This window comes from Kitasatospora sp. NPDC057904 (genome assembly GCF_042887925.1).
Lineage (GTDB): Bacteria > Actinomycetota > Actinomycetes > Streptomycetales > Streptomycetaceae > Kitasatospora.
In genome coordinates this window covers 499,580-522,974 of the sequence record NZ_JBHVOL010000003.1, presented here as the reverse complement: position 1 = coordinate 522,974, position 23,395 = coordinate 499,580, and the positions used below count along the sequence as shown (strand labels likewise).

Here is a 23,395-nt window from a genome sequence, read left to right as displayed (position 1 = left end):
GGCGCGACAGCCCCTCGCCGGGCCCGGAACCGGGAGCCGCCGTGAATCTGGAGCTGTCCGAGGAGCAGACCGCCGTCCGGGAACTCGCCGCCGAGTTCACCGACCGCGAGATCGCCCCGTACGCCGCCGCGTGGGACCGCGCCGAGTCCGTGGACCGCGCGATCGTCGGCAAACTCGCCAAGCTGGGCTTCCTCGGCCTCACCCTGCCCGAGGAGTACGGCGGCAGCGGCGGCGACCACCTCGCCTACTGCCTCGTCCTGGAGGAGCTCGGACGCGGCGACTCGGCGGTGCGCGGCATCGTCTCCGTCTCCCTCGGGCTCGTCGCCAAGTCGATCAACAGCCACGGCACCGAGGAGCAGAAGCGCCACTGGCTCCCCCGGCTCACCTCCGGCGAGGCCCTCGCGTGCTTCGCCCTCACCGAACCCGGCACCGGCTCGGACGCGGCCAACCTCACCACCCGGGCCGTCCGGGACGGCGACGACTGGCTGATCAGCGGTGCCAAGACCTTCATCACCAACGGCACCTGGGCCGACGTCGCCCTCGTCTTCGCCCGCACCGGCGGCGACGACCCGCAGCAGCGCGGCCACAAGGGCATCACCGCCTTCCTCGTCCCCACCGACCTGCCCGGCTTCACCCGCACCGAGATCCACGGCAAGCTCGGCCTGCGCGGCCAGGCCACCGCCGAACTCTCCTTCGACGCGGTCCGGGTGCCCGACGGCGCCCGGCTCGGCGCCGTCGGCAAGGGCTTCGGCGTGGCGATGGGCGCCCTCGCCAAGGGCCGGATGTCGGTCGCCGCCGGCTGCGTCGGCATCGCCCGCGCCTGCCTGGAGGCCGCCGTGCGCTACGCCGGGGAGCGCGAGCAGTTCGGCAAACCGATCGCCTCGCACCAACTCGTCCAGGAACTGCTGGCCGGCATCGCCGTCGACGTCGAGGCCGCCCGGCTGCTCACCTGGAAGGTCGCCGACCACATCGAACGCGGCCTGCCGTTCGCCACCGAGTCCTCCGTCGCCAAGCTCTACGCGAGCGAGGCCGCCGTCCGGGCCGCCAACAACGCGCTCCAGGTGTTCGGCGGCTACGGGTTCATCGACGAGTACCCGGTCGGCAAGTACCTGCGCGACGCGCGGGTCATGACCCTCTACGAGGGCACCAGCCAGATCCACCAGCTGCTCATCGGCCGCGCGCTCACCGGCGTCAACGCCTTCTGAGCCCTCCGAGCCCTCTTAGCCACCTGAGCCTCCTGAACCATCCGACCAGGACACCCCCACCCCTCCACTGGACAAGGAGCCCGACGACGTGCGTCCCGTCTACTTCGCCGCCGCCCGCCGCACACCCATCGGCCGGCTGCGCGGAGCACTCGCCACGGTCCGGCCGGACGACCTCTCGGCCACCGTGCTGCGCGCCCTGCTCGCCGACGTGCCCGCCCTCGACCCCGCCCGCATCGACGACGTCTACTGGGGCGCCGCCAACCAGGCCGGCGAGGACAACCGCAACGCCGCCCGGATGGCCGTCCTGCTCGCCGGCCTGCCCGACACCGTCCCCGGCGCCACCGTCAACCGGCTCTGCGCCTCCGGCCTGGAGGCCGTCACGCTCGCAGCGCGGGCGATCGGCTCCGGCGAGGCCGACGTCGTGCTCGCCGGCGGCTGCGAGTCGATGACCCGCGCCCCCTTCGTCCTCCCCCGCCCCGACGAGGCGCTCCCGCACCGGATCGAGACCTACGACACCCGGCTCGGCTGGCGGCTCACCAACCCCCGGATGGCCGAACTGCACGGCGTGCTCAGCATGGGCGAGACCGCGGAGGAGGTGGCCGGCCGGTACGGCATCGGCCGCGAACGCCAGGACGCCTTCGCGCTGCGCAGCCACCAGCGGGCCGCCGCCGCGCGCAAGGACGGGCACTTCGACGCCGAGCTGATCCCGGTCGAGCGGCCGGACGGCGTGACGGTGACCCTGGACGAGGGCATCCGCGAGGACACCAGCCCGGAGAAGCTCGCCCGGCTCAAGCCCGCGTTCCGCCCGGACGGCACCGTCACCGCCGGGAACGCCTCGCCCATGAACGACGGCGCCGCCGGGCTCGTCCTGGTCAGCGAGGAGGCGCTGCGCGACCTGGGCCTGGAGCCGCTCGGCCGGTACGTCGCCGGGGCCTCCGCCGGGGTGCACCCGGACGTCATGGGCATCGGACCGGTGCCCGCGACGCAGAAGGCGCTCGGGCGCAGCGGCTGGTCGATCGGCGACGTCGACACGGCCGAGCTGAACGAGGCGTTCGCGGCCCAGGCGCTGGCCTCCATGGACGGGCTGGGCATCGACCCCGAGCGCGTCAACCCGAGCGGCGGCGCGATCGCCCTCGGCCACCCGCTCGGCGGCTCCGGCGCCCGCATCCTGACGACGCTGCTTCACCGGATGCACCGCACCGGCGCGCGGCGCGGGCTCGCCACGATGTGCGTGGGCGTCGGGCAGGGCACGGCCGTGCTGGTCGAGAACGCCTGACGTTCCGGCTCATTCCTGCGTTCCGCTGGTTCGTTCCACTCGTTCCAATCGTTCTGCTCGTTCCGACGTTCCGGCTCGTCCTGACGTCGTTTTGTCCGGACCTGGTTTTATCCGGACATCCCTTTGTCTACATATCCACCCTCAGGACCCACCCCCCAGGGAGTACGAAGTGTCGCGTTTCGCAGGAAAGGTCGCCGTGGTCACCGGTGCGGCGCAGGGCATCGGCGCGGCGACGGCCCGCCGGCTGGCCGAGGAGGGCGCGGCGGTCGCCGTCGTCGACCTCACGGCCGAGCGCGCGGCCGGGACGGTCGCCGAGATCACCGCCAAGGGCGGCACGGCACGGGCGTACGGCTGCGACGTGGCCGACTACGACGCCGTCGAGGCGGTGTTCGCCCGGGTCGCCGCCGACCTCGGCGGCGTGCACATCCTGGTCAACAACGCCGGGATCACCCGGGACAACCTGTTCTTCAAGATGCCGAAGGCCGACTGGGACGCGGTGCTGACGGTCAACCTGACCAGCGCCTACAACTGCAGCCACGTCGCGCAGAAGTACATGGTGGCACAGAAGTTCGGCAAGATCGTCTCGCTCAGCTCGCGCTCGGCGCTCGGCAACCGCGGCCAGGCCAACTACGCCGCAGCCAAGGCCGGCATCCAGGGGCTGACCGCGACCCTGGCCATCGAGCTGGGCCCGTTCAACATCAACGTCAACGCCGTCGCGCCCGGCTACGTCGCCACCGCGATGACCGCCGCAACCGCGGAGCGGGTCGGCAGCTCGGCCGAGGAGCACCAGGCCGAGGTGTCCGCCAGGACCCCGCTGCGGCGGGTCGGGCAGCCGGAGGAGATCGCCTCGGTGGTCGTGTTCCTCGCGAGCGAGGACGCCTCGTACGTCAGCGGGCAGACCCTGTACGTCAACGGCGGGGCACGCTGACCCGACGAAGGCTTACCCCGCGCCGATGAACTTGGTAAAGTTGGCCAACACGGTGAAAACTGTGAAATCGGCGAGGCTTCCCGACGTGTAGTCAACGGGCCGTCCCAGCAGCGGAGTTACTTTCCCCTGGGACGGCCTTTACCTTTTCGCGTGGCCGAACATGACCATGCCGTTCGTAACACCACCCCACAAAATGACTATGGCATGATCATGTGGCAATCGATGGGATGGCCGGACCGACCCGACCGGACCAAGGTCGGGCCCTGCGTCCCCCAAGGAGTCCCATGGGCAGCCCCGCTACCCTCCGTCGCGCCCTGGCTCTGCTCGCCGTAGGAGCGACCGCCGTCACGGCCGGCACCGTCTCCGTCCCGGCGGTCGGCGCTGCCGTCGCAGCGCCCTCGCACAACCTGGCCGGCGTCCACGTCCAGCCCGCCTCGGCCGGACACCACCTCGCCACGACCCGCCCGGCCCCGCTGACCACCACCCAGTGCGTCAGCCAGATCGGCATCCACTGCTACTCGCCGCTCCAGTACCAGAAGGCCTACAACCTGGGCCCGCTGTACCAGGAGGGCATCACCGGCAAGGGCCGCACGATCGTCATCGTCGACTCCTTCGGCTCGCCGACCATCCAGCACGACCTGGAGGTCTTCGACAAGCAGTGGGGCATCAAGGACACCAACGTCGAGGTCGTCAAGTGGGGCAACGTCCCCGTCTTCGACCCGAAGAACCCCGACCACACCGGCTGGGCCGGCGAGACCACCCTGGACGTCGAGTACGCCCACGCGATGGCCCCCGACGCCCACATCGTCCTGGTCGAGACCGGTGTCGCCGAGACCGAGGGCACCACCGGCCTGCCCGAGATGATGGACGCCGAGAAGGACCTCATCAAGAAGGGCGTCGGCGACGTCATCTCGCAGAGCTTCGGCGCCACCGAGAACACGTTCCCGGGTTACGACAAGGGCGACTTCAAGTCCCTGACCGACCTGCGCTACGCGTTCAAGTCCGCCGCGGCCCACAACGTCACCGTGCTCGCCGCCTCCGGCGACAACGGCGCCACCGACGCGCAGACCAACGGCACCGACCTGTACCCGTACAAGGTCAACTCGTGGCCGTCCTCGGACCCGCTGGTCACCTCGGTCGGCGGCACCCAGCTGACCCTGGACGACAACGGCAACCGCACCGCGGCCGACAAGGTGTGGCACGACAAGTCCGGCGCCGGCGGCGGTGGCGTCTCCGGCATCTTCGAGCGCCCGTGGTACCAGGCCGGCGTCGCCAACGTCACCGGCAACCACCGCGGCACCCCGGACATCAGCATGAGCGCGGCCGTCGACGGCGCCGCCTGGACGTACGAGTCGTACGACCCGACCGCGGTCGGCTGGCACCTCACCGGCGGCACCAGCGAGGCCACCCCGCTGTTCTCGGGCATCGTCGCCCTGGCCGACCAGGCCGCCGGCTACCGCCTCGGCCAGATCAACTGGCGCATGTACGGCCTGAGCCTGCTCCCGAGCGACTGGAGCGGCATCACGGACGTCAAGGACGGCGACAACGGCTGGAACGGTGTCACCGGCTACAACGCGACCGAGGGCTACGACCTCGCCAGCGGCCTCGGCACCATCGACGGCACGAAGTTCGTCCACGCCCTCGCGGGCCGGTGACGGACCTTCATCGGTCACAGCAGGGACGCAGCACGGCAGCTGCACGCGGTAGGGACCTCCGGTAGGGACTTCCGGTAGGCACCTGCGCGACAGCGACAGCACATGCACTGGGCGGGAAGTCGGCGGCGGCCGACTTCCCGCCCAGTGGCGTTCGGAGGGGTGCGCGCGCGAGGCGCGAACGGATGACAGCGAACAGGTAACAGATAACAGATTTCGAAATCTGTTATCTGTTTGCTGTTACCTGTCACCCGTCGGCTGTCGCCCGTCAGTTGCCCGGTGCCGCCAGCTGGGCGAGGTAGCGCTCGGCGGCGCGGAGCTTGCGGCCCTCGGGGCCCGGGAGGTAGGCGCGCAGTTCGATGATCTCCGGCGCGATGCGGATGGCCTCCGTGCGGTCCTTGATCGCCCGCCAGCAGGCCTCGGCGTTCGTGGCCGCCTGCTGGGTCTCCGGGTGGTCCGCGCCCTGCGAGCGGAGCAGGGTCAGCGCCACCTCGCGGTAGATGTCCGCGGCCTCGGCCGGCTTGCCCGCGAGCCGGCACACGTGCGCCCGGACCTGCCGGACCTGGAGGACCGGCTCGGAGACCGCGCCGTGCTCGGCGATCGCCTCCAGTTCGAGGGCGAACGCGAGGTCCGTGGCGGCGGCGTGGTCACCCGCGTCCGCGCTGCGGACGATCCGGCCGAGCGTCTCGCGGTAGTCGGCGCGCGGCTCGGGGCCGGCGGACGCGGGGTCCTCCGCTGCGGCCGGATCCGCGGGCTCGTCCGACGTCCCGGGCTCGGGCTCGGGCTGCGCCTCGGGCCCGGCCTGGGCCTCGGGCCCGGGTGCCTCTTCGAGCGGAGCAGGTTCGTCGAGCAGAGGGGGCTCCTCCACCGGAACGTCCTCCTCGAACCGGGGCTCCTCCAGCGGGACTTCGGCCTCGGACTGGAGCTCCTCCTCCAAGTCCGGAGCCGGCACCACCACATCCTCCGGCTCCGGCTCGACGACGGCGTCCTGCGGCTCGTCCACGGCCGGAGCGGCGTACGGAACGGGCGACGCGGCCTTCGCGAGCCTCACGCCCGATGTCGGGGTCGGAGTCGGGGTCGGGGTCCGCGTCGGGGTGACGTCCTCGACAGCGACGTCCTCGGTGTCAACGTCGGCCACTGCCACGGCCTCGGCGTCGGCCTCGACGTCAACGTCGGTCAGCATGAGCGCGCGGAGCGTCATGGTCCTCGGGACGTCGGGCAGTTGCTTCTGCAGGGTGACCGGGCGCGCGGGCGGTCGCGGGGTGGGCGGCACGCCGGCCTTGCGGAGGCTCACCAGGCCGTCGACCGAGGCCTCGGGAGCGGGCTCCTCTTCGACGACCTCCTCGACGACCGCTGTGGCGACAGCATCGGACACGAAAGCCTCGGGCTCACCGGCCTCGGGCTCGATGAGCTCGGGCTCGACGGCCTCGGCTTCGGCGGCCTCGGCTTCGGGGGCCGCAGCAGGGACCGGAACCACCGGCTGGGCCGGCACGGCCTCAACCGGCGCAGCGCCCACCGGCACCACGTCCACAGGCACCGCGTCCACCGGCATGGCCTCAACCGGCGCAGCGCCCACAGGCACCACGTCCGCCACCGGACCGTCGGTGCGGCGGGCTGTGTTGCGGAAGACCGGGCGGTCCGGAGCGTGCGTCGCGACGATGACCACGTCCGGGCGCAGCACCGAGTACACCTGCTGGCGCAGCTGTTCGGGCGCGAGGACCTCGCCCGCGCCCGGGCGGCCGCCGTGCAGGGCCTCGATGAGGGCGCGGGTGAAGGTGCCGATCTGCTCCGGGTCCGGGCTGACGACGGCCCACAGCGGGACGCCGTCACTCAGCGGGGCGGCGGCACCGGGGCCGCCGGTCTGGAGGAGGGGCCAGGCGTTCTGGTCGGCGCTGAGGTCGGCGATGACCAGGGTCTGCCAGTCGGCCGGGCGGTGGCTCAGCTCGGCGGCGATCGCCTGCCAGGGCAGGCCGTCCTGGCGGATGCTCGCGGCCTTGGAGTCGCGCAGGGTGAGGTGGAGCTGCCCGCCGCGCTTGTCGGCGACCAGGTGGCCGCCCAGGTGGACGAGGAGCGGCCCGGGGTGGCGGGCTGCGGCCCGCAGGTGGGCGAGGACGGTGTGCGGGTCGCTGGCACCGGGCAGGTGGACGGCGTCGACGGCGTCCGCGGCGAGCAGTACCTGGGGCGAGACGGCGGCGAGCATCGCGGACAGCACCGTCGCCTGGGCGGGGACGCCGCGGCCCCAGGTGCGGCGGCCGGCACTGCCGTAGCCGCCCTCGACCACCAGGATCCGCCCGCGCGGCGCCGCCCCCAGTCCGCCGCCGACGCCGGGCACCGAGAACGGCAGCGGCGTCGCGAAGGAGGGTGCCGGGGCCGGGGCCTGCACGGGCGCGGGGCCAGGGGCGCCCACGGCGGGCATGCCGGTGAGAGTCCATCCGGTCGGCGCGGCCGGCGGCATCACCGGTACCGGCGCAGGCGTCGGCACGGGCGCCGGCCCCGGCGTGGGCGCGGGCACGGACGCGGGGACGTCCAGCGGCTCGTACAGGGCGGCCGGGCCGGGCGGGTGCTCGTCGCCCGGGATGCGCGGGGGCGGCGGCACGGCGTCCAGGGGCCCCGCGTCCGCTGCCGGTTCGGGGCCTCCTGGGACAGCTGTCGTCTCCGCCATCTTCTGGTCACCGCCCCACCCCGCCGCTCGTGCGGCGTCTGATGCCCTTACTGCGTGGTGCGCGGCACCACTCCCGTTTCGGCCACCCTACGAGATCCCGGCGCACCCGATCCAGGCCGGGTCGCCGATCGGCGCGCCGGTCGGCCCGGAACCCGGCCCTCGCCCGTCAACTTCCGTTCCGATCAAGCACATTGGCCGATGGATGCAGGGGACCGCCACGGCACTCCCCCGTCGTGTGCGGATTCCGGCGGCGCGGTGATCGAACTGTGCCCGCGCGGGCACCGCGTGACACCCCCTCCGGCGGCGGGCGGGCCCACCGCCGGAGGACGGTGGTCAGGAGCCGGCCAGGAGGTCGCGGAGGAGGGCGACCGTGTCGGCGTCCAGGTCGCGGCCGGTGCGGCGGCTCAGGGCGTCGAGGCGGTTGACGGCGCGCAGGAGCTGGTCCCGGGCGCCGGCCGAGGCGTACGCGTAGAAGAGGTCGCGGTGCAGCAGCTCGACGTCCGGGGCGACGGCGAGGCCGCGGAAGACGGCGGCCTCGGCGCTGCGGTGGTCGCCGTACTGGAGGCGGCGGGCGGCGAGTTCGTGGGCGGTGTCGACGATGGCGGCGATCATGTCCTGGCGCTCGGCCTCGGCCCACCCGTACGACGCGGGCGGGGCCTCGGCGAACGGGGCGCCCCGGACCAGGGCCAGGGCGTGCGCGAGCGCGGCGTCCGCCGTGGCGCTGGTGCTGCGCATGCCGCGCCGGTAGAGGCTGCGGAACTCGTCCCAGTCGCACGTGACGGCCGGGGCGTAGGAGTAGCCGTCGGCGGTGTCGGTGGGCAGGAACGCACGCCCCTCGGGGGTGACGCCGAGCCACGCGGCGAGGCCCGCGATCTTGCCGGACAGCGGGCTCACGGCGTCGGCGGTGGTGGGGTGCGGGTCGAGGTGGGCCGCGCCCGGGTGGAGGTCGTGGTCGAGGGCCGCGTGGTCGGCGCCCGGGCGCAGCGCGAGGTAGGCGGCGAGTTCGGTGAGCCGGGGCAGGTGGCCGGGTTCGACGGTGCCGACGGCGCCTGCCACGTCGACCGGGCCGAGCAGCCGGATCCGGGGCGCGTTGCGGGCGCTGTGGGCCTCCGGGGAGCGGAGGATCGCGAGGAGGTCGTCGCTGTCGGTGCGACCGGCGGCCGTGGTGGCGGTGGCCGTGGTGCCGACGGCCGTGACCACGACCGGGGCGGTGGCGGCGGGACCGGTCCCCGGCTCCGGACGGGCCGGGATCCGCGGGGCCGCGCCGGTGGACGCCGGTGCCGGGTCGTGCGTCGGCGCGGGCTCGGCAGCCGGCTCGACGGCGGGCGCCGGGGCCACGGGTGCCGGGACTACGGGCACCGGGGCCACGGACTCCGGCGCGACCGGCGCGACCGGCTGGACCGGCAGCACGACGGCGGCCGGCCCCGGTACCCGCAGGTCCCGGGTGGTGTCCTCGCTGCCCTCGCCGGCACCGTCCTCGACAGGCTGCTCGACCGGCACGGCCTGAGCCGCAGGCCCGGTGGGCACGGCGGGCACGACCGGCCCGAGCGGAGTGACCGGCCCGAGCGGCAGGACCGGCGGCAGGACCGGCGACACCTGCCCCGTCACCGCCTTGCGCCCGAGCCCGTTGACGGCGTGCCGCCCGGTCCCGGTCGTCGGCGCCGCCGGGTCGGTGCTCGCGAACGGGCTCGCGCCCGTGCCGATGACCCGGGTGAGCGCCCGCGCCCCGGCCCCCGCGCCGGAGCCACCGACGCCGTTGGCCTCACCAGCCCCGCCGACCCCACCAGCCCCGCCGGCCCCAGCGGCGCCGTTCGCGCCCTCCTCGGCCGGGCCGCCGACCGTAGCCAGCACCGGTACGGCGGCGGGCAGTTCGGCCGTGTCCGAGTCGTCGCCGAAGCCGTCGTCGGCGTCGTCGTTCCCGGGGCCGTCCAGGGTCCAGGCGGGCGCCGGGTGCTGGGTGGCGTCGTCGGCGGCCCGGAGCAGTTCGGCGACCTGGTCGTACTGGGCGCCGGTGAGCCGCTGGAGCTCGACGGTCAGGTGCAGGCCGGGGATGGCGGCCTGGCCGGTGGTCGGGAGGGTCCAGCGGGCGACCGGCCCGGTGCCGCGCTCGGGGGCGCGGGTGACCACGGCGACGCAGGTGCGCGGCCGGGCGTCGAGCAGGCGGCCGAGTTCGGCGGGGACGCCGCCGCCGGGCTGCTGGGCGCAGAGGACGATCTCCGGGGTCCAGGACTCGTCGGCCTGCCCGCGGCTGCGGGCCTCGCGCGGGCTGGTGGCCTCGGCGGCGACGAGGGTGGCGCGGGCCTTGGCGGTGCGCGGGCCGAGGGCGGCGAGCGCGGCTTCGAGGGTCGGGTGGCGGTGGACGCGTTCGGCGGCCGGGCCGCTGATCGGCACCTCCTCGGCGAGGTCGACGAGGTGGAGGTGGAGCCGGTCGGCAAGCGGGCTGTGGGCGAGCTCGATGGCGAGGGTGCGCAGGACGTCGCGGGCGTCGTCGGGGTGCCCGGAGAGGTGGAGGAGGCGGACGGTCTCCAGGTCGGCGAGGACGACCGATCCGTCCGGCGCGGTGCCGAGGGTGACCAGGGCCGGGTAGGGGGCGGCGGTCTTGCGGGCCTGGGTGGCGTTGAGGAGGTCGCCGGCGTCGGGGCTGCACCACCACACGTTGGGGGCGTGCGCGGCGCGGAAGGGCGCGATGGGCGCGGCCGGGCCGGAGAGGTGGAGCTCGACGGTGTGGCCGGGGGTGATCCGGGCCGCGATGATCGCGGGCAGGCGCTTACCGCCGCGGACGGTGTTGCGGGCCATGGTGCGCAGGGCGCGGTCGAGCAGGTCGAGGCCGGCGTCGTCCTGACGGGCCCTGAGCTCGTTCTCGAAGGAGGCGGCCTCGGCCTCGGGCATGGTGATGCGGTGCCGGGGGCGGCGGGCCCGCAGCTGGCCGCCGCGCTTGTGGGCGACGGTGCCGATCATGATGGCGGCGAGCAGGACGCCGACGGTGGAGGCGGCGAGGGCGACGGTGTAGTCGTCGCTGGGCGCCGGGTCGGCGTGGGCGGCGGGCGCGGGTGCGGGGGTGTGGCCCGGGGCGTGCGAGGGAGCAGGCGTCGGCGCGGCCTGGGTGGGTGCGGGCGCGGGAGCCTGCGTCGCGGGAGCCTGCGTCGCGGGCGGCTGGCCGGCCGGGGCGGACGGCGCGGGCGTCTGCTGCGCGGGGGCCGGCGCCGGGTCGGGCGTCGGGGCGGGAGCTGGGGCCGGCGCAGGAGCAGGAGCAGGCGCGGGAGCGGTGGCCGCGCCGGGGACGGTGAGCACCATGCCCGGCACCAGCTGGTCCGGGTCGGTCAAGCGTTCGCCGTCCGGGGCCTGGGCGCCCTTGTTGGCGTCGAAGATCCTCGGCCAGGCGTCGCCGTCCCCCAACTCGCGCTGGGCGATGGCGGAGAGGCTGTCCCCTTCCTTGACGGTCACCGTCCCGTGTCCGCCGGCGGCCTGGGCACCCGCCGCGCCCGTGGCCTCGGTGCCGGTGGCCTCCGTGCCCGCTTGGGGTGTCTGCGGGGCCTGCGAAGCCGGCTGCGTCGGCGCGGGGGCGGAAGCAGGCGACTGGGCGGGCGACTTGGCCTCGTCCGGCTTCGCGTCGGCGGGCATGAGGAGTTCCCAGCCGGGCTGGATCGGCCGGTCGGCGTCGAAGCGGACGCCCGAACCGTCCATCGTCCGGCCGTCGTTGAGTCTGGCGATCTCCACCCAGCGCTCGCCCGAGCCCAGTTGCCGCTCGGCGATGGACCACAGGCTGTCGGCGGGCCGGCTGTCGCGCACGGTGTAGCTGGGGTGCTGCTCGGCGGCGGCCGCGAGGGCGGGCGCGGCCTGCGCCGCCGGCAGGGCGGCGCGCTGCACGCCGGCCGTCAACTGGGCCGTGGCCGTGGCGGCCTGGGGCCGCTCGGAGACGGCGGCGAAGGACGAACCGGCCACCGGCAGCAGCGCGAGCACCGCGCCGACCAGCCCGGCGGCCATCCGCTGGCTCCAGCCGAACGCCGGGATCCGGCGGGCGATCCGCCCGCGCAGCTGGGCCGGGACCTCCAGCAGGACGGAGAGCGCGAAGCAGGCCCAGGCCAGCCAGCCGACGACGACCAGCAGCCACAGGAACAGCCGCCCGTCGTCCGGGCCGGTGAGCGCCTGGCCGATGCCGTCCGGGGCGACGTCGCCCATCGCGGCGACCGCCTGGGTCCCGTAGAGCAGGAGGGCGGGCAGGCCCAGCAGCAGGGCGGCCAGGGTGAGCAGCGCGGCGAGCGCGGTGATCACGGCCCCGGCGCGCCCGCGCCCGCCCGGCGCCCGCCGGGCGGGGGCCTGCGGGACCCGCTTGTGGCTCCGGGTGGTCCGGGCCTGGTCCGGGGCGGGTCGGGCCTGGTCCTTTGCACGTGGCGCGGCCATCAGTCGGTCTCCGCTTTCTCGACTCCGTGGACGAGGGTGGCACTGCCCCTGCCCGTTACCTGACGCTCTCCGAGGGAGCCCAGCAGGACCGGCCGGAAGTCCGTCACCACCGTGACGGTGACGACCTTGCCGTCCGCCGAGAACGTGACCCCGGCCGCCGTGAGTCCGTACAGCCCGAGGTAGGCGTCGACGGCCTTCAGGGCGTAGTCGTGCTGGACCTGGATGCCCTTGCCCTGGAGGACGAGGGCCTGGTCGAGCTGCTGTCCGCCGACCCGGGCCGCCTCCTGCGCGTAGGCATCGTTGCGTTCGACGACCCGCAGGCGGCCGCCGACGTCGACGACGATGGCGATCACGAACACCAGGTAGCCGGCGCAGATCGCCACGAAGAGCGAGACCGCACCTCGGTCGGACCGCCGCCGCGGCCGCCGCAGGCGCAGCAGGCCGGTCGGCCGGCCGTGCGGCCCGGCACCCTCACGTGCACGCACCTTCACACCCCCTCGGACTTCCCCACCGCTGTTCGCCCCCTGGCCCTTCGTCCCCGCTCGTCCCCGAGCCGTTCGTCCCAATGCCGTTCGTCCCCGCTCGTCCCCGAGCCGTTCGCCCCGAAGCCGTTCGCCCCCGAGCCGGCCGGCCCCGCCCCGACCGCCCCGAACGCCACCGGCCCCCACCGGGCGCCGCCCGGCCCCGTTCCGTCATCGCCCGGGCGCTCTCCGCTTGCGTCTCCCCCGCCCGGGCCGTCCCCAATCCCCGGATCCGGCCCACCTGTCGTCACGCGCCCCGGTAGCGGTCCACCACGGAGGTGAACTCGCCGGCCAGGGTCTTCGTCCCGGGCACCCCGGAGAGCCCGCCGAGCAGGTCGCCCAGCCCGACGTCGCACACCACCCGGACCTTGACGGTGGCGACGGCGCCGCCCGGCAGCTCCAGTTCCCCCTGGGTGACGGTCACCGAGAGGTTGCCGCAGGAGACGCCCTGCTGCTTCAGCTGGTCGCGGGCCGCCTCCTTGGCCGGCTCCGCCATCCCGTCGAAGCTGCGGACGAGCGAGGCCGTGCGGGCGGCCGAGCGGGCCGCCGCCTCTACCGTCGCGGAGGTGGTCTGCAGGCGCCCCGCCGCGATCGCGATCAGGACCAGCCCGACCACGTACGGCGCGATGATCGCCGCCTCGATGGCCACCCCGCCGCGGTCCGGCCGTCGCCGCACCCCGGCCGGACGCCACCGCGTGCGCGCGGAAGACCCGGACCGCCCGCTCACGGCGCCGCCCCCGGCGCCGCTCCCGGCGGGACGAAGCGCTCGCGCGGCGCCTCCGCGAACTGGGTGATGTGCGGCGCGGACAGACCGGGGATCAGCAGCGTCGGGGTCAGCCGGACGGTGACCCGCACCCGTTGCGCGGTGCTGCCGTCGGTGCTCACCTCGTACGTGCCGCTGCCCTGCCGCCGCAGGAAGTCCTCGGCCTGCGCGCGCGCCGCCGCGTCCTTCGCCGCCTGGTCCGCCGCGTCGTCCGGCGCGCCCTTCGTCGCCGCGCCCGCCGCGCTCCGCGTGCGGCCGGCCTCGGCGCCCTCGCGGGCGGCGGTGAGCGCGACCTGCCGCGCGTACCACCACAGCGAGGCCTGCACGACCAGCAGCAGGAGCAGCAGGACCACCGGGAAGACGATGGCCAGGCTCAGGCTCATCGCTCCCCGGTCACTCCCGCTGCCGCTGCCGCTGCCGCTGCCGCGCGAACGGCGCTTGTCGCCCATCATCAGGTTGCCGCGCCGCCCGGGTACTTCGGGTCCTGCTCGACCTTGGTGGACACCTTCTTCTGCAGAATCACCAGCGAGGCCGCGACGGCGCCGGCGACGACCACCAGCGCGATGATGGCGAGGGCGAGTTCGATGCTGATGGCGCCGCGGTCGCCGCGGGCCCGGGCGGCGCGCAGCCGGCCGAGCCGGAAGGTGAACAGCAGCAGGGCGAACTGGACGGGCAGGAGCACGGGCCGCAGGAACAGCCCGGCCAGGTATTTGAGCCGGACGGCCAGGTGGGTCATCGGGTTCTCCCGGTGGTGAGGTGAGGTGCGGTGCGGGCTCGTCCGCCCGGCGGGCGCCGGGCGGACGTCAGGCGAGCATCTGGTGGAGGGCGGGGAAGACGATCAGGACGGTCATCAGCAGGGTCAGCGCGGATCCGGGGGCGACCATCCGCTCGCTGTCGGCGTTGGCGCGGGCCAGGTCCTCGGCGAGCAGTTCGCCCCGCAGGCCCTTGGCACGGGCCCGCAGGGTGTCGTACACGGCGGCGCCGTCGGTGCCGGACAGGCGCATGATGTCGGCGACGTCCTGGAGCGGGGTGAGGCCGAGTTCGGCGGCCAGCGCGTCCAGCCCGGCCCACGGCGGCATGCGGTCGGTGGCGGCGCGGTCGAGGGCGTCGCGGATGCGCAGGAACACCGTGCCGCGCCCGACCGAGGCGGCCCGGCGCAGCGCCTCGGCCGGCCCGCAGTCGGCGGCCCGTTCGAGCGCGACGAGTTCGAGGTAGGCGGCGATGCCGTGCAGGTACTCGACGCGCGCCTCCTTGGCCTCGCCGGCGACGATGGCGTCGGGGACGAACCAGAGCAGCGCGGCCAGCAGCGGCCCGGCCACCATCGGCAGGGCGAAGGGCAGTTGGACGTCCACGACGGCGAACACCGCCGCCAGGTAGGCGGGCAGCATCAGGCCGATCACGGCGAACAGCAGCTTGTGCACCATGAAACGGGCCGGGGTGCGGCCGATCAGGGCGAGTTCGCGGTGCGGGACGCGCACCCCGCGCACGGCGACGGAGCGCTCGCCGATCCGGTCGTACCAGCGCGGGCGCTCGTCCGGGTCCTCGGGGCGGTCGGCGGGGACGCGGTGCAGCCGGTCCAGGGCCTGGCGCAGGTCCGGCGGCGCCGGGCGCAGTTCGGCGATCAGCAGCGCGACGCCGCCGGCCGCGGCGGCACCGGCCAGGACGGACCACGGCGAGATCATCGGGCCTCCCCGAGCAACTCCGCTGCCTCGTCGGCGCCTTGGGCGTCCTGACCGGGCGCGGCGCGGCGGCGGCCGGTGCGGCTGCGCCGGTCGGCCACCAGCAGCCGGGGCACCGGCGGGTGGGAGGCGAGCGCGCGCATCCACGCGATGATGGCGACGAACAGAGCGGCGACGACGGCGAGCACGACCTGCCCGACGAGGGTGGTGTACGGGCGGGTGTAGTCGGAGTTGAAGGCGCCGACCACTATCACCAGCGTGATGATGCCGACCAGCCAGCGGATCGTGGTGCGGTGCTTGGAGCGGTCGGCCTCGATGGCGCGGCGCTGGCGCACCTCCTCGCGCACCGAGTCGGCCATGTCGGCGAGCGCGCGGGCGAGGCCGGGGCCGCTGTCGCCGGCCCGCAGGAGGAGCGCGGCGAGCACCTTGTCGGCGGTGGCGTCGGCGAGGCTGTCGGCGAAGGCGCGCAGCGCCTCCTCGGGCCGCCAACGGGCCTGGAGGCGGGCGGCGAGCTCGCCGATCTCCTCCTCCAGGGCGGCGGGGGCGGTGCGGCGGCTGGTGACGATCGCCTGGTTGAGGCCGACGCCGAGCAGCAGCACGTCCGCGATGCGCTGGGTCCACTCGGAGAGCGCTTCGAGGCGTTCGATCCGGTGGGTGTCGGAGCGGGTGGTGTCGAACAGCCAGGGCAGGCCGAACACGGCGAGCGGCACCAGCAGGGCGGTCAGCGGGATTCCGGTGAACAGCCAGCCGAGCGCGGCGCCGATCAGCGCGAGCGGCAGCTGGATCCGGCGCAGGCGCACCATCCGGGCGGGGGCGGTGCCGGGGGCGCCGTACCAGAGCGTGTGGGCCCGGGTGGCGAGCGGGTTCTCCTGCTCGTCGCCGCCGTCCGCTTCCGGCGCCGGTTCGCTGCCGCGGGCCCACGCCACCAGGGCGACGACGCCACCGGTGACCAGCAGCCCGCACAGCACGAAGAGCAGCATCATCGGGCGCCACCGCCGATCCGCAGCTGGAGCTGGGAGGCCCAACTCCCGTAGCGGGAGCCGAGGAGCGAGGCGTCGAAGCCGGCCCGGCGCAGGTCGTCCAGGCACTGCGGCGGGGTGTGCGGGACGGCGCGCGGCTCGCCGAGCTCGGGGCGCGGGCCGAAGACGGTGTTCAGCGCGGGCCGGCCGCTCTCGCCGAGGCCGGTGACCTCCAGGACGTGCGAGACGAAGCGGTGCCGGCGCCCGCCGACGGCCGTCTCGTCGACCATGGCGACGTGGACGATCAGGTCCAGCGCGTTGGCGGTGAGGCGGTAGGCGAGGCCGTCGGTCATGTGCGAGCCGTACTCCAGGCAGAGTTCGGCGATGCGGTCGACGACCATGTGCGGGCCGCGGGCGTGCAGCGTGCACATCGAGCCGCCCTCGCCGTTGGTCATGACGCGCAGCATCGGCACGACCTCGCCGGAGCGGACCTCGCCGACGATGATCCGCGAGAGCGTCATCCGCAGCGCGGCCGGGATGAGGTCACCGATCGTCAACTCGCCTGCCAGGCGGCCCTCGACGCGTTCCCCGTTGCCCTCGCGGGCCTCCATGGGGACGACCTGGCGCAGGTGGCCGAGGGTGTGCAGCCAGAGCTCGAACTCCGACTCCAGGGTGCCGATCCGCTCGTCCGGCGGGATCTCGGCGGCCATGGCGCGCAGCAGGCTGGTCTTGCCGACGCCCTGGGTGCCGGTGATCATCACGTTCTTCCGGGCCCGGATGGCGGCGGCCAGGAAGGCGGCCAAGGTGCTGTCCAGGGTGCCGAGCCGGACCATCTCGGGGAGCGTCGCGGAGGCCACCCGGTGGCGCCGGATCGCGACGTACGGGCGGGGCGTGACCTCGGTGAGCGCCTGGAGGCGCATGCCGCCCTCCAGGCGCAGGGCGAGGGTCGGGCTGGCGGTGGAGAGGCTGCGCTCTCCGCCGCCGTGCTGGCGGGCCAGGTCCTGGAGCAGCTCGACGAGTTCGGCGTCGCTGTCGGCCACCGGCGGCACCTGGCGCAGCGGCTGGTGCACGCGCGAGACCCAGACGTCGTCGCAGCCGTTGATCAGGATGTTCTCGATCTCCGGGTCGTCGAGGTAGGGCTGGAGCCGCCCGGCGCGGAACAGCAGGTCGAACACGGCCTCGGCGAGCGCGCGGTCCTGCTCCCGGGTGGGCGGGATGCCGTGGGTCTGCGCGTAGGCGTCCGACCAGCGCGCGACGGCCTCCTCGATGAGCGCCCGGCCGCGCTGGCGGCGGGTGGCGCGGTCCGGCTCGGCGCCGGTGCCGGAGGTCAACCGGGCGATCTGCTGGTGCAGTTCGGCCGCGACCTGGCGCTTGAGCTCGCGCGCGACCTGCGGGTCGACGGCCAGCCGGGTCCCGGCGCCGCGCAGGTCGAGCGAGGGCAGCTGGGACGGGACGGCGGTGGGCCCGGCCGGCGCCGCCGCGTACGCGGACTGCTGGGCGTACGGCGGCTGCTGGGCGTGCTGCTGTGACTGTTGGGCGTGCTGATGCGGCTGTTGGCCGGGCACCGGCTGGGGCACGGGCTGAGGCGCCGGCTGGGGCACCGGCTGCGGATGGACCGGCCCGGTCGCGGGCAGCGGGCCCGACCACGGGAGCGCGGCCGGATCGGCGGACGGGCGCTGGTGCAGGGGGCTACCGCGCACGGAGCACCTCCCCGGGGCCGTGGGGCCGACCGTTCACCGGGGGCTGCTGCTCCTGGTGCGGGTCCGGCTCCTGGACGTGCTGTTCTGGGACCTGCTGCTGCGGCTGGGACTGCTGCTGGACGTACGGCTGCTGCGGCTGTTGGCCGTAGGCCTGCTGCTCGTAGGTCCGTTGCTCGTAGGTCTGCTGCCCGTGTGCCTGCGGTCCGTACGCCTGCTGCCCGTGCGCCTGCGGGGCGTACGGCGACGGGGCCTGCACCTGCGGGCCGTACGCCTGCGACCCCTGCCCGGGGAACGGTGCGGGTGCGGCCGGCTGCGGCGCGAGCCCGGCGAGCGGCGCCACCGGGCCGGTGACGATCACCGGCGCGACCGGCTGCGGCTGCGCCTGGAACTGCACCTGGGTCTGCGGCTTTACCTGCGGCCGCACCTGGCCGGACGACTGCATGGGAGACTGCAACCTCGCCTGAGCGTACGGAAGTTGCTCCGCCTCCACCGACGACGGCGCCGCCATGGCAGCCCCGGCGGGCACGCCGACCGGCGCCCCCGGCTGCGCGCTCCGCGCGGGCGCGGCGACGGGCCCCGCCATCGACGCCACCGCCGTGACCGACGCCACCGGCGCCACCGCCGCGACCGGCACGTGCGCCACCGCCTGTCCGGGCGCCAGCCGCTGGCGCCGACGGCGCACCGCGAGCTGCACCTCGTCCGCCGCCGACCGCGCCGTGCGCATCAGCTCCGAACGGATGAACCGCCGGTCGGTGATGTCCCCGCCGTCGGAGAGCACCCGCGCGGTGCGCACCGCGTGCGGCAGCAGCCCGAGCACCGGCAGGCCGAACTCGCGCGACACCTCCGCCCCCGAGTACGGCCCCTCCGCGACGAGCAGCAGCCCGAGCGCGTCCGCCCCGGTGCCGGCCGTCGCCAGGTCCTCGGCGAGCGCGGCCAGCCGGGGCCGGGCCGCGCTCAGCCCGCGCAGGGTCGTCCGCACGGTGGCCGCGACGACGTCCGCCCGGCGGGCGAGGACGGCGCTCGCGCCGGTGGTGCCGGAGCGGCCGAGGTCCACGATGACGTCGTAGCCCTGCTGTTCGAGCCCGTGCAGCAGGTCGGCGAGCGGCTCCCAGGTGTAGGCGAGGCCGGGCGCCTGGCTCGGGTCGGTGAGGCCGGGCAGCAGGAGGCGCTCGGCGGTGCCGTCCGGGGAGAGGTCGACGAGCTGTTCCCAGAGCGTCTGGGCGAGCAGGCCGCGCCGGTCGGCGATGGCCAGGTTGCGCAGTCCGTACACCGCTTCGACGCGCCCCTCCAGGGCGCCCGCGAGCACGGCGCCGCCGTCCGGGTCGGCCTCGACGAGGACGACCCGGCGGCCGGGCTCCAGCGGCCAGGCGAGCAGGAGGGCCAGCGCGGACGTGGTCGCACCGGGTGCGCCGGGGCCGCCGGCCACCGCGATCACCGCCATCAGGCCCCACCCGCCCCTGTGCTGCGGCTCGCCCCGGCCGACGGGCTGCCCGCGGGCGGCGCCCCGGCGGCGGAGGTCCCGGGCGCGGGAGTCCCCGGCGCCGGTGTCCCCGCGGCCGGGGAGGCAGGAGCCGAGGGAGTCGAGGGGGCCGGGGTGGACGCCCCGGTGGCCGGCGGCGCGTCCCCGGCGGCGGCGCGCGGCGCGAGCAGCACCTGGATCCGTCCGCTCGCGACCCACTGGGCCAGCCGGGGCCCGTCCGCCGTGCCGATCGCCACGTCGGTCACGACGCTGCCGTCGGTGTCCGGGCGCCCGACCGTGATGACCGTCGCGGTCAGCGAGTCCGCCCGGCCGTTGTCGGGGGTGTAGACGATCACGACCTGCATGCCCGGCTGGAGCCGGGAGGCGGGCAGCTGGCTGCGGTGGGCCGCCACGCCGACGATGATCTGCCCGGGCTGCACGGCCAGCGACTGGGCGAGGTCGCCCTTGGTGAGCATCGCGCCGCGCTTGAGGTCGGTGGCGGCCCGCAGGCCGACCGCGCCCGACCGGTCCTGCGCGGACACCGGGCGCAGCGCCGGGTCGGAGGCGATCCGCGCCACCACGAGGTCGTCGTCGGTGATCACCTGCCCGTACGGGACGTCCCGGGCGAGCGCCAGCACGGCGACCCGCTGCCCGGTGCTGCTGTAGAGGACGGCGCCGCCGAGTCCGCCGGCGGCGATCAGCGCGATCGACATGGCGAGCACCGCCGGACGGCGGCGCCGGGCCCGCAGGGTGCGGGCGGGCGCGTGCGGCGCGGCGCGGCCCTTGCCCTTCCCCGTCCCCTTGCCGCCGCCTTGGCCCTGTGCCTGTTCGGGCACGGCCACGGACACCGCGGCGCCTGCGGGTGTGCCGGGTCCCGGCGTCGCGTACGTACGGTTCTCCACCGGGTTGAGGCCTTTCGCGTGTCGTCGTGCTCGTCGGTCGTCGGTCGTCGGTCGTCGGTCGCCGATCGTCGGTCGTCGGTCGTCGGCGGAGCAGGTCAGTTGAGGACCTGCACCTCGGCGACCTTGAGCTGGAAGGTGGCGCTCTGCGGCATGGGGATCGGGTCGACCTTGGTGTTCAGGCCCGTGACGGTGACCTCGCCCACCCAGTTCGCCGTGGCGGACACGGTGAACGCGCCGCCGGGCTCACGGGCCGAGCCGGTCGGGAACTCGAAGCCGCAGTCGGGGGACTTGGCGGCGCCGTAGCCGGGGTCGTACGGCGTCCCGGGCTTGTCGCAGGTCAGCGAGTACTTGTCGTTGAAGGTCCAGACCACGTTCTTCAGCCTGGGCGTGACGGTGACGGTGATGCCCTGGAGCGGCAGGGAGATGGGCTCCGGCGCCTGGCGGCCGTTCAGCCAGAGCCAGACCGGTGACTTCACCACCGCCGTGCCGAGTGGCGCGGCGGCGGGCGCGGGGGCCGGGAAGGGCATCCGGCCCACGATCTTCATCGCGATCGCCCGCGGGTCCGGCGGCGGTGCGGAGGGCGCGGTGGCGCTGAACTGGATCTTGCCCGGGGAGAAGCCTCCCCCGGCCTGCGGGCACGACGGCAGGTACAACGAACCCTCGGACGGTTTGTGCCCCTCCCACGCGGGGTCGTCGGCTGGCTTGTCGACGGTGGTGTAGTAGCAGCCGTCGCTGTTGCTGAACCAGCCCATCTCGGGGTCGTGGCACGGCCATTCCTGCCCGTGGTAACTGCACAGCAGCGGGCCGCCGCTGTTGCCGCCCCCGCCCCCGCCACCGCCTCCGTTTCCGCCGCCCGTGGACGTGCCTCCCCCACCGTGGACCTCACCGCAGATCACGTTCGGGGCGCATTGCTGCGCGCTGCCGCCCGGTGTTTCGTCCGCGATCGCCGGAACGGCCGCCGACATCAGCAGCAGGGCCGCCGACACCGGCGCGAGGGGTGCGAATCGCCGAGCGGTATTCCTGGTGTTCAGCATGTCCGGTCCGCCTCCCGCTTGAAGTCGTAGATCAGCCAGCGTGCTTGGAACCAGCGCAGGGACGCCTTCGCCACGTAGCGGTCGACCCGCCCCACCGGTTCCCGCGCGGCCTTCGTGGTGGCGTCGACCCGGTTCCACTGCGACACGTCGAGGCAGTCCTCGATCACCGCGGTGTGCGGATCGGCGTTCAGGTCGACCGCCGTCACGACGGCGGAATTGCGCGGCGCCCCGGTCATCACCAGTTTGGCGTCGTGGAGTTGACGCAGTCCGACGAGCGTATCGGCGAGCGCCTGTCCGGAGGAGTACGTCTCCAGAGCGATTCCGTCCGAATCCGTGCGCCCGAATGCCTCGGTCTGGGCCCGCCACCAGTCCTGATAGGTGTTCACGGCCAGTCGGCCCGCGGCACCTTCCGGACCGGTGGTCGGCGCGATCGTGGCGTTTATGGAACCACCCGAAGGAGTTAGCGGGTTCACTTGCGCGACGCTCGGCGCACCCGTCCCGAGACGATCGACGGAACCGCCCGGCCCACCGCTCGCGCACGCGCCCAGCAGCATCGCCAGAACCACCCCACCGACCCCAACCGCCCCAGGGCGCAACACATTTCCGCGCTGCCGCATCGCCCCACCTCATCGCGACCGAACCCGACCGAAGTCCGTGGCCGCCGGAAGAATTCCGCCGTCCCACCGATGTTTCCGCGGGGCATCGATTCTTCGCCAACCCACCCCATCACGGCAACACCTCGGGCCCCCTGACCTTACGCGGAAGGCGGATCCGTCGGGGCACTTTCGCGCCACAGGACGGCCAACAGTTCTTCGGAAAGCGACAATCCGGCCAATGCGCCCCGCACCGCCGCCCGATTGCGCATCAAGAGGCGCCCGCCCTGCGGCGGAACGAGCAGGCGCGCGCCCGGCGCACCCGAACTTCCGGCCGGTTCCGCGCGGTCCACGACCGCGGCGACGGCGGGCTGGAGGTCCAGCGGCCCGACGGCGGCCGGCGCACCCGGCAGGCCCTGGCGCAGCACGGTGGTGAGGGCGTGGCTGAACGATCCCTCACCGCCCGGCAGCACGGCGTCCCGGCCGCGTCTACCGGGGAGGTAACGACCGATCCGGCCCCAGAGCGGGACGCGCGAGTAGCTCAGCAGTTCGCCCGCGCCCTCCTGGCCGGAACGGGTGTCGGCACCGCGTTCGAGCGCCGCCCAGGTGTCCCGGTCGGCGACGGCGTCGACGAGCAGCAGCGTCTCCTCCTGGTCGCCGTGCACCATGGCGCTGACCACCCAGTCCCAGGCGAGGCCGCGGCGGTAGGCGTTGCCGGCGGTGCTGCCGGCCGTGACCAGGGCGAGCCGGCGCCCGCGCGGGTCGGCGACCAGCTGGCCGAGCAGGCAGACCACCAGCCAGCGACCGGGGTGCTGGGCCGCCGAACGGACGGCGGTGAGCATCGCGTTGGCGTCCGCGTCCGGCGCGACGGCGGTGACCCGGCAGCCCCCCGCGCCGGTGTCGAAGCACATCCCGGGCAGTTCCCCGGCGAGCAGGCGGGCGCCGTCCGGCGCGTGCGCCGACCCGCCGAAAGCCTTGTCGGGGCCGCCGTCCGCCCCGATCACCACCAGATCGACCCCACCGGCCATCAGCACACCCCCTCCTCGCCGGCCCCGGCGCACCCGGGGCCGCCCGCCGGGCAGGCTACCGCCCCCGGCCGCCGCCGACGGGGCTCCCGGCCCCTTCGCTCCGGGACCATGGGCCCTATCGGCCCGTGCGGCGGCCGGAGGACGATCGGACGCATGGAGCCCGACGACCGTGTGGAGACCCTGAGCGAGACCGAGTGCCTGCGGCTGCTCAGCACCGTGCCCGTCGGGCGCGTGGTGTACACCGAGCACGCGCTGCCCGCCGTCCTGCCGGTCTCCTTCGAGGTCGTGGACGGGCGGTTGCTGCTCGCCGTGCGCCGGGGGAGTGCGACCGCGCGCGGGCTCGACGGCACCGTGGTGGCTTTCCAGGCGGACCTCCTGGACCCGGTCACCCGCACCGGATGGAGCGTGCTCGTGCACGGGCGGGCCAACGCGGTCGGCGACCCCGAGCAGGTACGGCGGGCGCTGCGCTCCGGGCTGCGGCCGTGGGTGGGGGACCCGGAGCCGACGTACTTCGCGCTGGTGCCGGAACTGGTGAGCGGGCGCCGGCTGCTCCCGGCCGGACACGGGGTGCTCTGGCCCTGAGGGGGTGCCGCGGGTCTCGACGAGTACTGCGGGTCCTGAGGGGTGCTGCGG

At 75.0% G+C, this 23,395-nt stretch carries 19 protein-coding genes; 5 read left to right on the top strand and 14 right to left on the bottom strand.

From position 1 onward, the window contains the following. Positions 1-41 precede the first annotated feature (41 nt). The 4 genes from ACFVSN_RS11075 to ACFVSN_RS11060 all read left to right on the top strand — a co-directional run bounded on the left by ACFVSN_RS11075 (position 42) and on the right by ACFVSN_RS11060 (position 5,064). A complete protein-coding gene (locus ACFVSN_RS11075; protein WP_380489373.1) occupies positions 42-1,205 on the top strand; it encodes an acyl-CoA dehydrogenase family protein in 1,164 nt (387 codons plus the stop codon). A gap of 88 nt (positions 1,206-1,293) precedes the next feature. Further along, positions 1,294-2,481, top strand: coding sequence for a thiolase family protein (locus ACFVSN_RS11070; protein ID WP_387590807.1), 1,188 nt, complete (start codon positions 1,294-1,296; stop codon positions 2,479-2,481). A gap of 169 nt (positions 2,482-2,650) precedes the next feature. Beyond that, positions 2,651-3,409 carry a 3-oxoacyl-ACP reductase FabG gene (gene fabG / locus ACFVSN_RS11065; protein WP_380437925.1) on the top strand — a complete coding sequence of 253 codons (759 nt, stop codon included), beginning with the start codon at positions 2,651-2,653 and terminating at the stop codon, positions 3,407-3,409. A 284-nt stretch (positions 3,410-3,693) separates the two neighbouring features. Then, a complete protein-coding gene (locus ACFVSN_RS11060; RefSeq protein WP_380437923.1) occupies positions 3,694-5,064 on the top strand; it encodes a S8 family serine peptidase in 1,371 nt (456 codons plus the stop codon). Positions 5,065-5,329: 265 nt separating this feature from the next. Here the strand turns inward: ACFVSN_RS11060 and ACFVSN_RS11055 are convergent, their stop codons facing one another. The 14 genes from ACFVSN_RS11055 to ACFVSN_RS10990 form a co-directional block, all read right to left on the bottom strand. Further along, positions 5,330-7,657, bottom strand: a complete 2,328-nt coding sequence (locus ACFVSN_RS11055) for a hypothetical protein (RefSeq protein WP_387954590.1) — start codon at positions 7,655-7,657, stop codon at positions 5,330-5,332. A 399-nt stretch (positions 7,658-8,056) separates the two neighbouring features. Next, entirely contained in the window at positions 8,057-12,124 is a 4,068-nt protein-coding gene (locus tag ACFVSN_RS11050) for a LysM peptidoglycan-binding domain-containing protein (protein ID WP_387590240.1), read from the bottom strand. Further along, positions 12,124-12,609 (bottom strand): hypothetical protein, encoded by a 486-nt coding sequence (locus ACFVSN_RS11045; protein WP_387590237.1) that lies wholly within the window; start codon positions 12,607-12,609, stop codon positions 12,124-12,126. Before ACFVSN_RS11045 ends, ACFVSN_RS11050 begins: the two co-directional genes overlap by 1 nt. Before the next feature lie 283 nt (positions 12,610-12,892). Further along, complete coding sequence (locus tag ACFVSN_RS11040; protein ID WP_380437915.1) at positions 12,893-13,294, bottom strand: TadE/TadG family type IV pilus assembly protein; 402 nt, start codon at positions 13,292-13,294, stop codon at positions 12,893-12,895. A gap of 74 nt (positions 13,295-13,368) precedes the next feature. Further along, complete coding sequence (locus ACFVSN_RS11035) at positions 13,369-13,791, bottom strand: TadE/TadG family type IV pilus assembly protein (RefSeq protein ID WP_387590234.1); 423 nt, start codon at positions 13,789-13,791, stop codon at positions 13,369-13,371. Between the two features lie 68 nt (positions 13,792-13,859). Beyond that, positions 13,860-14,144, bottom strand: coding sequence for a hypothetical protein (locus ACFVSN_RS11030; RefSeq protein WP_359957841.1), 285 nt, complete (start codon positions 14,142-14,144; stop codon positions 13,860-13,862). Positions 14,145-14,211: 67 nt separating this feature from the next. Further along, a complete protein-coding gene (locus ACFVSN_RS11025) occupies positions 14,212-15,090 on the bottom strand; it encodes a hypothetical protein (RefSeq protein WP_380437911.1) in 879 nt (292 codons plus the stop codon). Next, positions 15,087-16,070 (bottom strand): type II secretion system F family protein, encoded by a 984-nt coding sequence (locus ACFVSN_RS11020; protein WP_380437909.1) that lies wholly within the window; start codon positions 16,068-16,070, stop codon positions 15,087-15,089. Before ACFVSN_RS11020 ends, ACFVSN_RS11025 begins: the two co-directional genes overlap by 4 nt. Then, the gene (locus ACFVSN_RS11015; RefSeq protein WP_387954588.1) at positions 16,067-17,746 is read right to left on the bottom strand and encodes a CpaF family protein; all 1,680 of its coding nucleotides are present in this window, start codon (positions 17,744-17,746) and stop codon (positions 16,067-16,069) included. Before ACFVSN_RS11015 ends, ACFVSN_RS11020 begins: the two co-directional genes overlap by 4 nt. Next, positions 17,736-19,187, bottom strand: coding sequence for a hypothetical protein (locus ACFVSN_RS11010; protein ID WP_387954586.1), 1,452 nt, complete (start codon positions 19,185-19,187; stop codon positions 17,736-17,738). Before ACFVSN_RS11010 ends, ACFVSN_RS11015 begins: the two co-directional genes overlap by 11 nt. After that, the gene (locus ACFVSN_RS11005) at positions 19,187-20,041 is read right to left on the bottom strand and encodes an SAF domain-containing protein (protein ID WP_387590221.1); all 855 of its coding nucleotides are present in this window, start codon (positions 20,039-20,041) and stop codon (positions 19,187-19,189) included. Before ACFVSN_RS11005 ends, ACFVSN_RS11010 begins: the two co-directional genes overlap by 1 nt. A gap of 161 nt (positions 20,042-20,202) precedes the next feature. After that, on the bottom strand, positions 20,203-21,141 hold the full coding sequence (locus ACFVSN_RS11000; protein ID WP_387954584.1) for a hypothetical protein: 939 nt from the start codon (positions 21,139-21,141) through the stop codon (positions 20,203-20,205). Beyond that, entirely contained in the window at positions 21,135-21,758 is a 624-nt protein-coding gene (locus tag ACFVSN_RS10995) for a hypothetical protein (RefSeq protein WP_387954582.1), read from the bottom strand. Before ACFVSN_RS10995 ends, ACFVSN_RS11000 begins: the two co-directional genes overlap by 7 nt. A gap of 137 nt (positions 21,759-21,895) precedes the next feature. Further along, positions 21,896-22,762, bottom strand: coding sequence for a hypothetical protein (locus tag ACFVSN_RS10990; protein ID WP_387590215.1), 867 nt, complete (start codon positions 22,760-22,762; stop codon positions 21,896-21,898). 153 nt (positions 22,763-22,915) lie between these two features. On the opposite strand from ACFVSN_RS10990, the gene ACFVSN_RS10985 reads away from it, so the two are divergent. Beyond that, a complete protein-coding gene (locus ACFVSN_RS10985) occupies positions 22,916-23,344 on the top strand; it encodes a pyridoxamine 5'-phosphate oxidase family protein (RefSeq protein ID WP_387590213.1) in 429 nt (142 codons plus the stop codon). Positions 23,345-23,395: the final 51 nt, after the last annotated feature.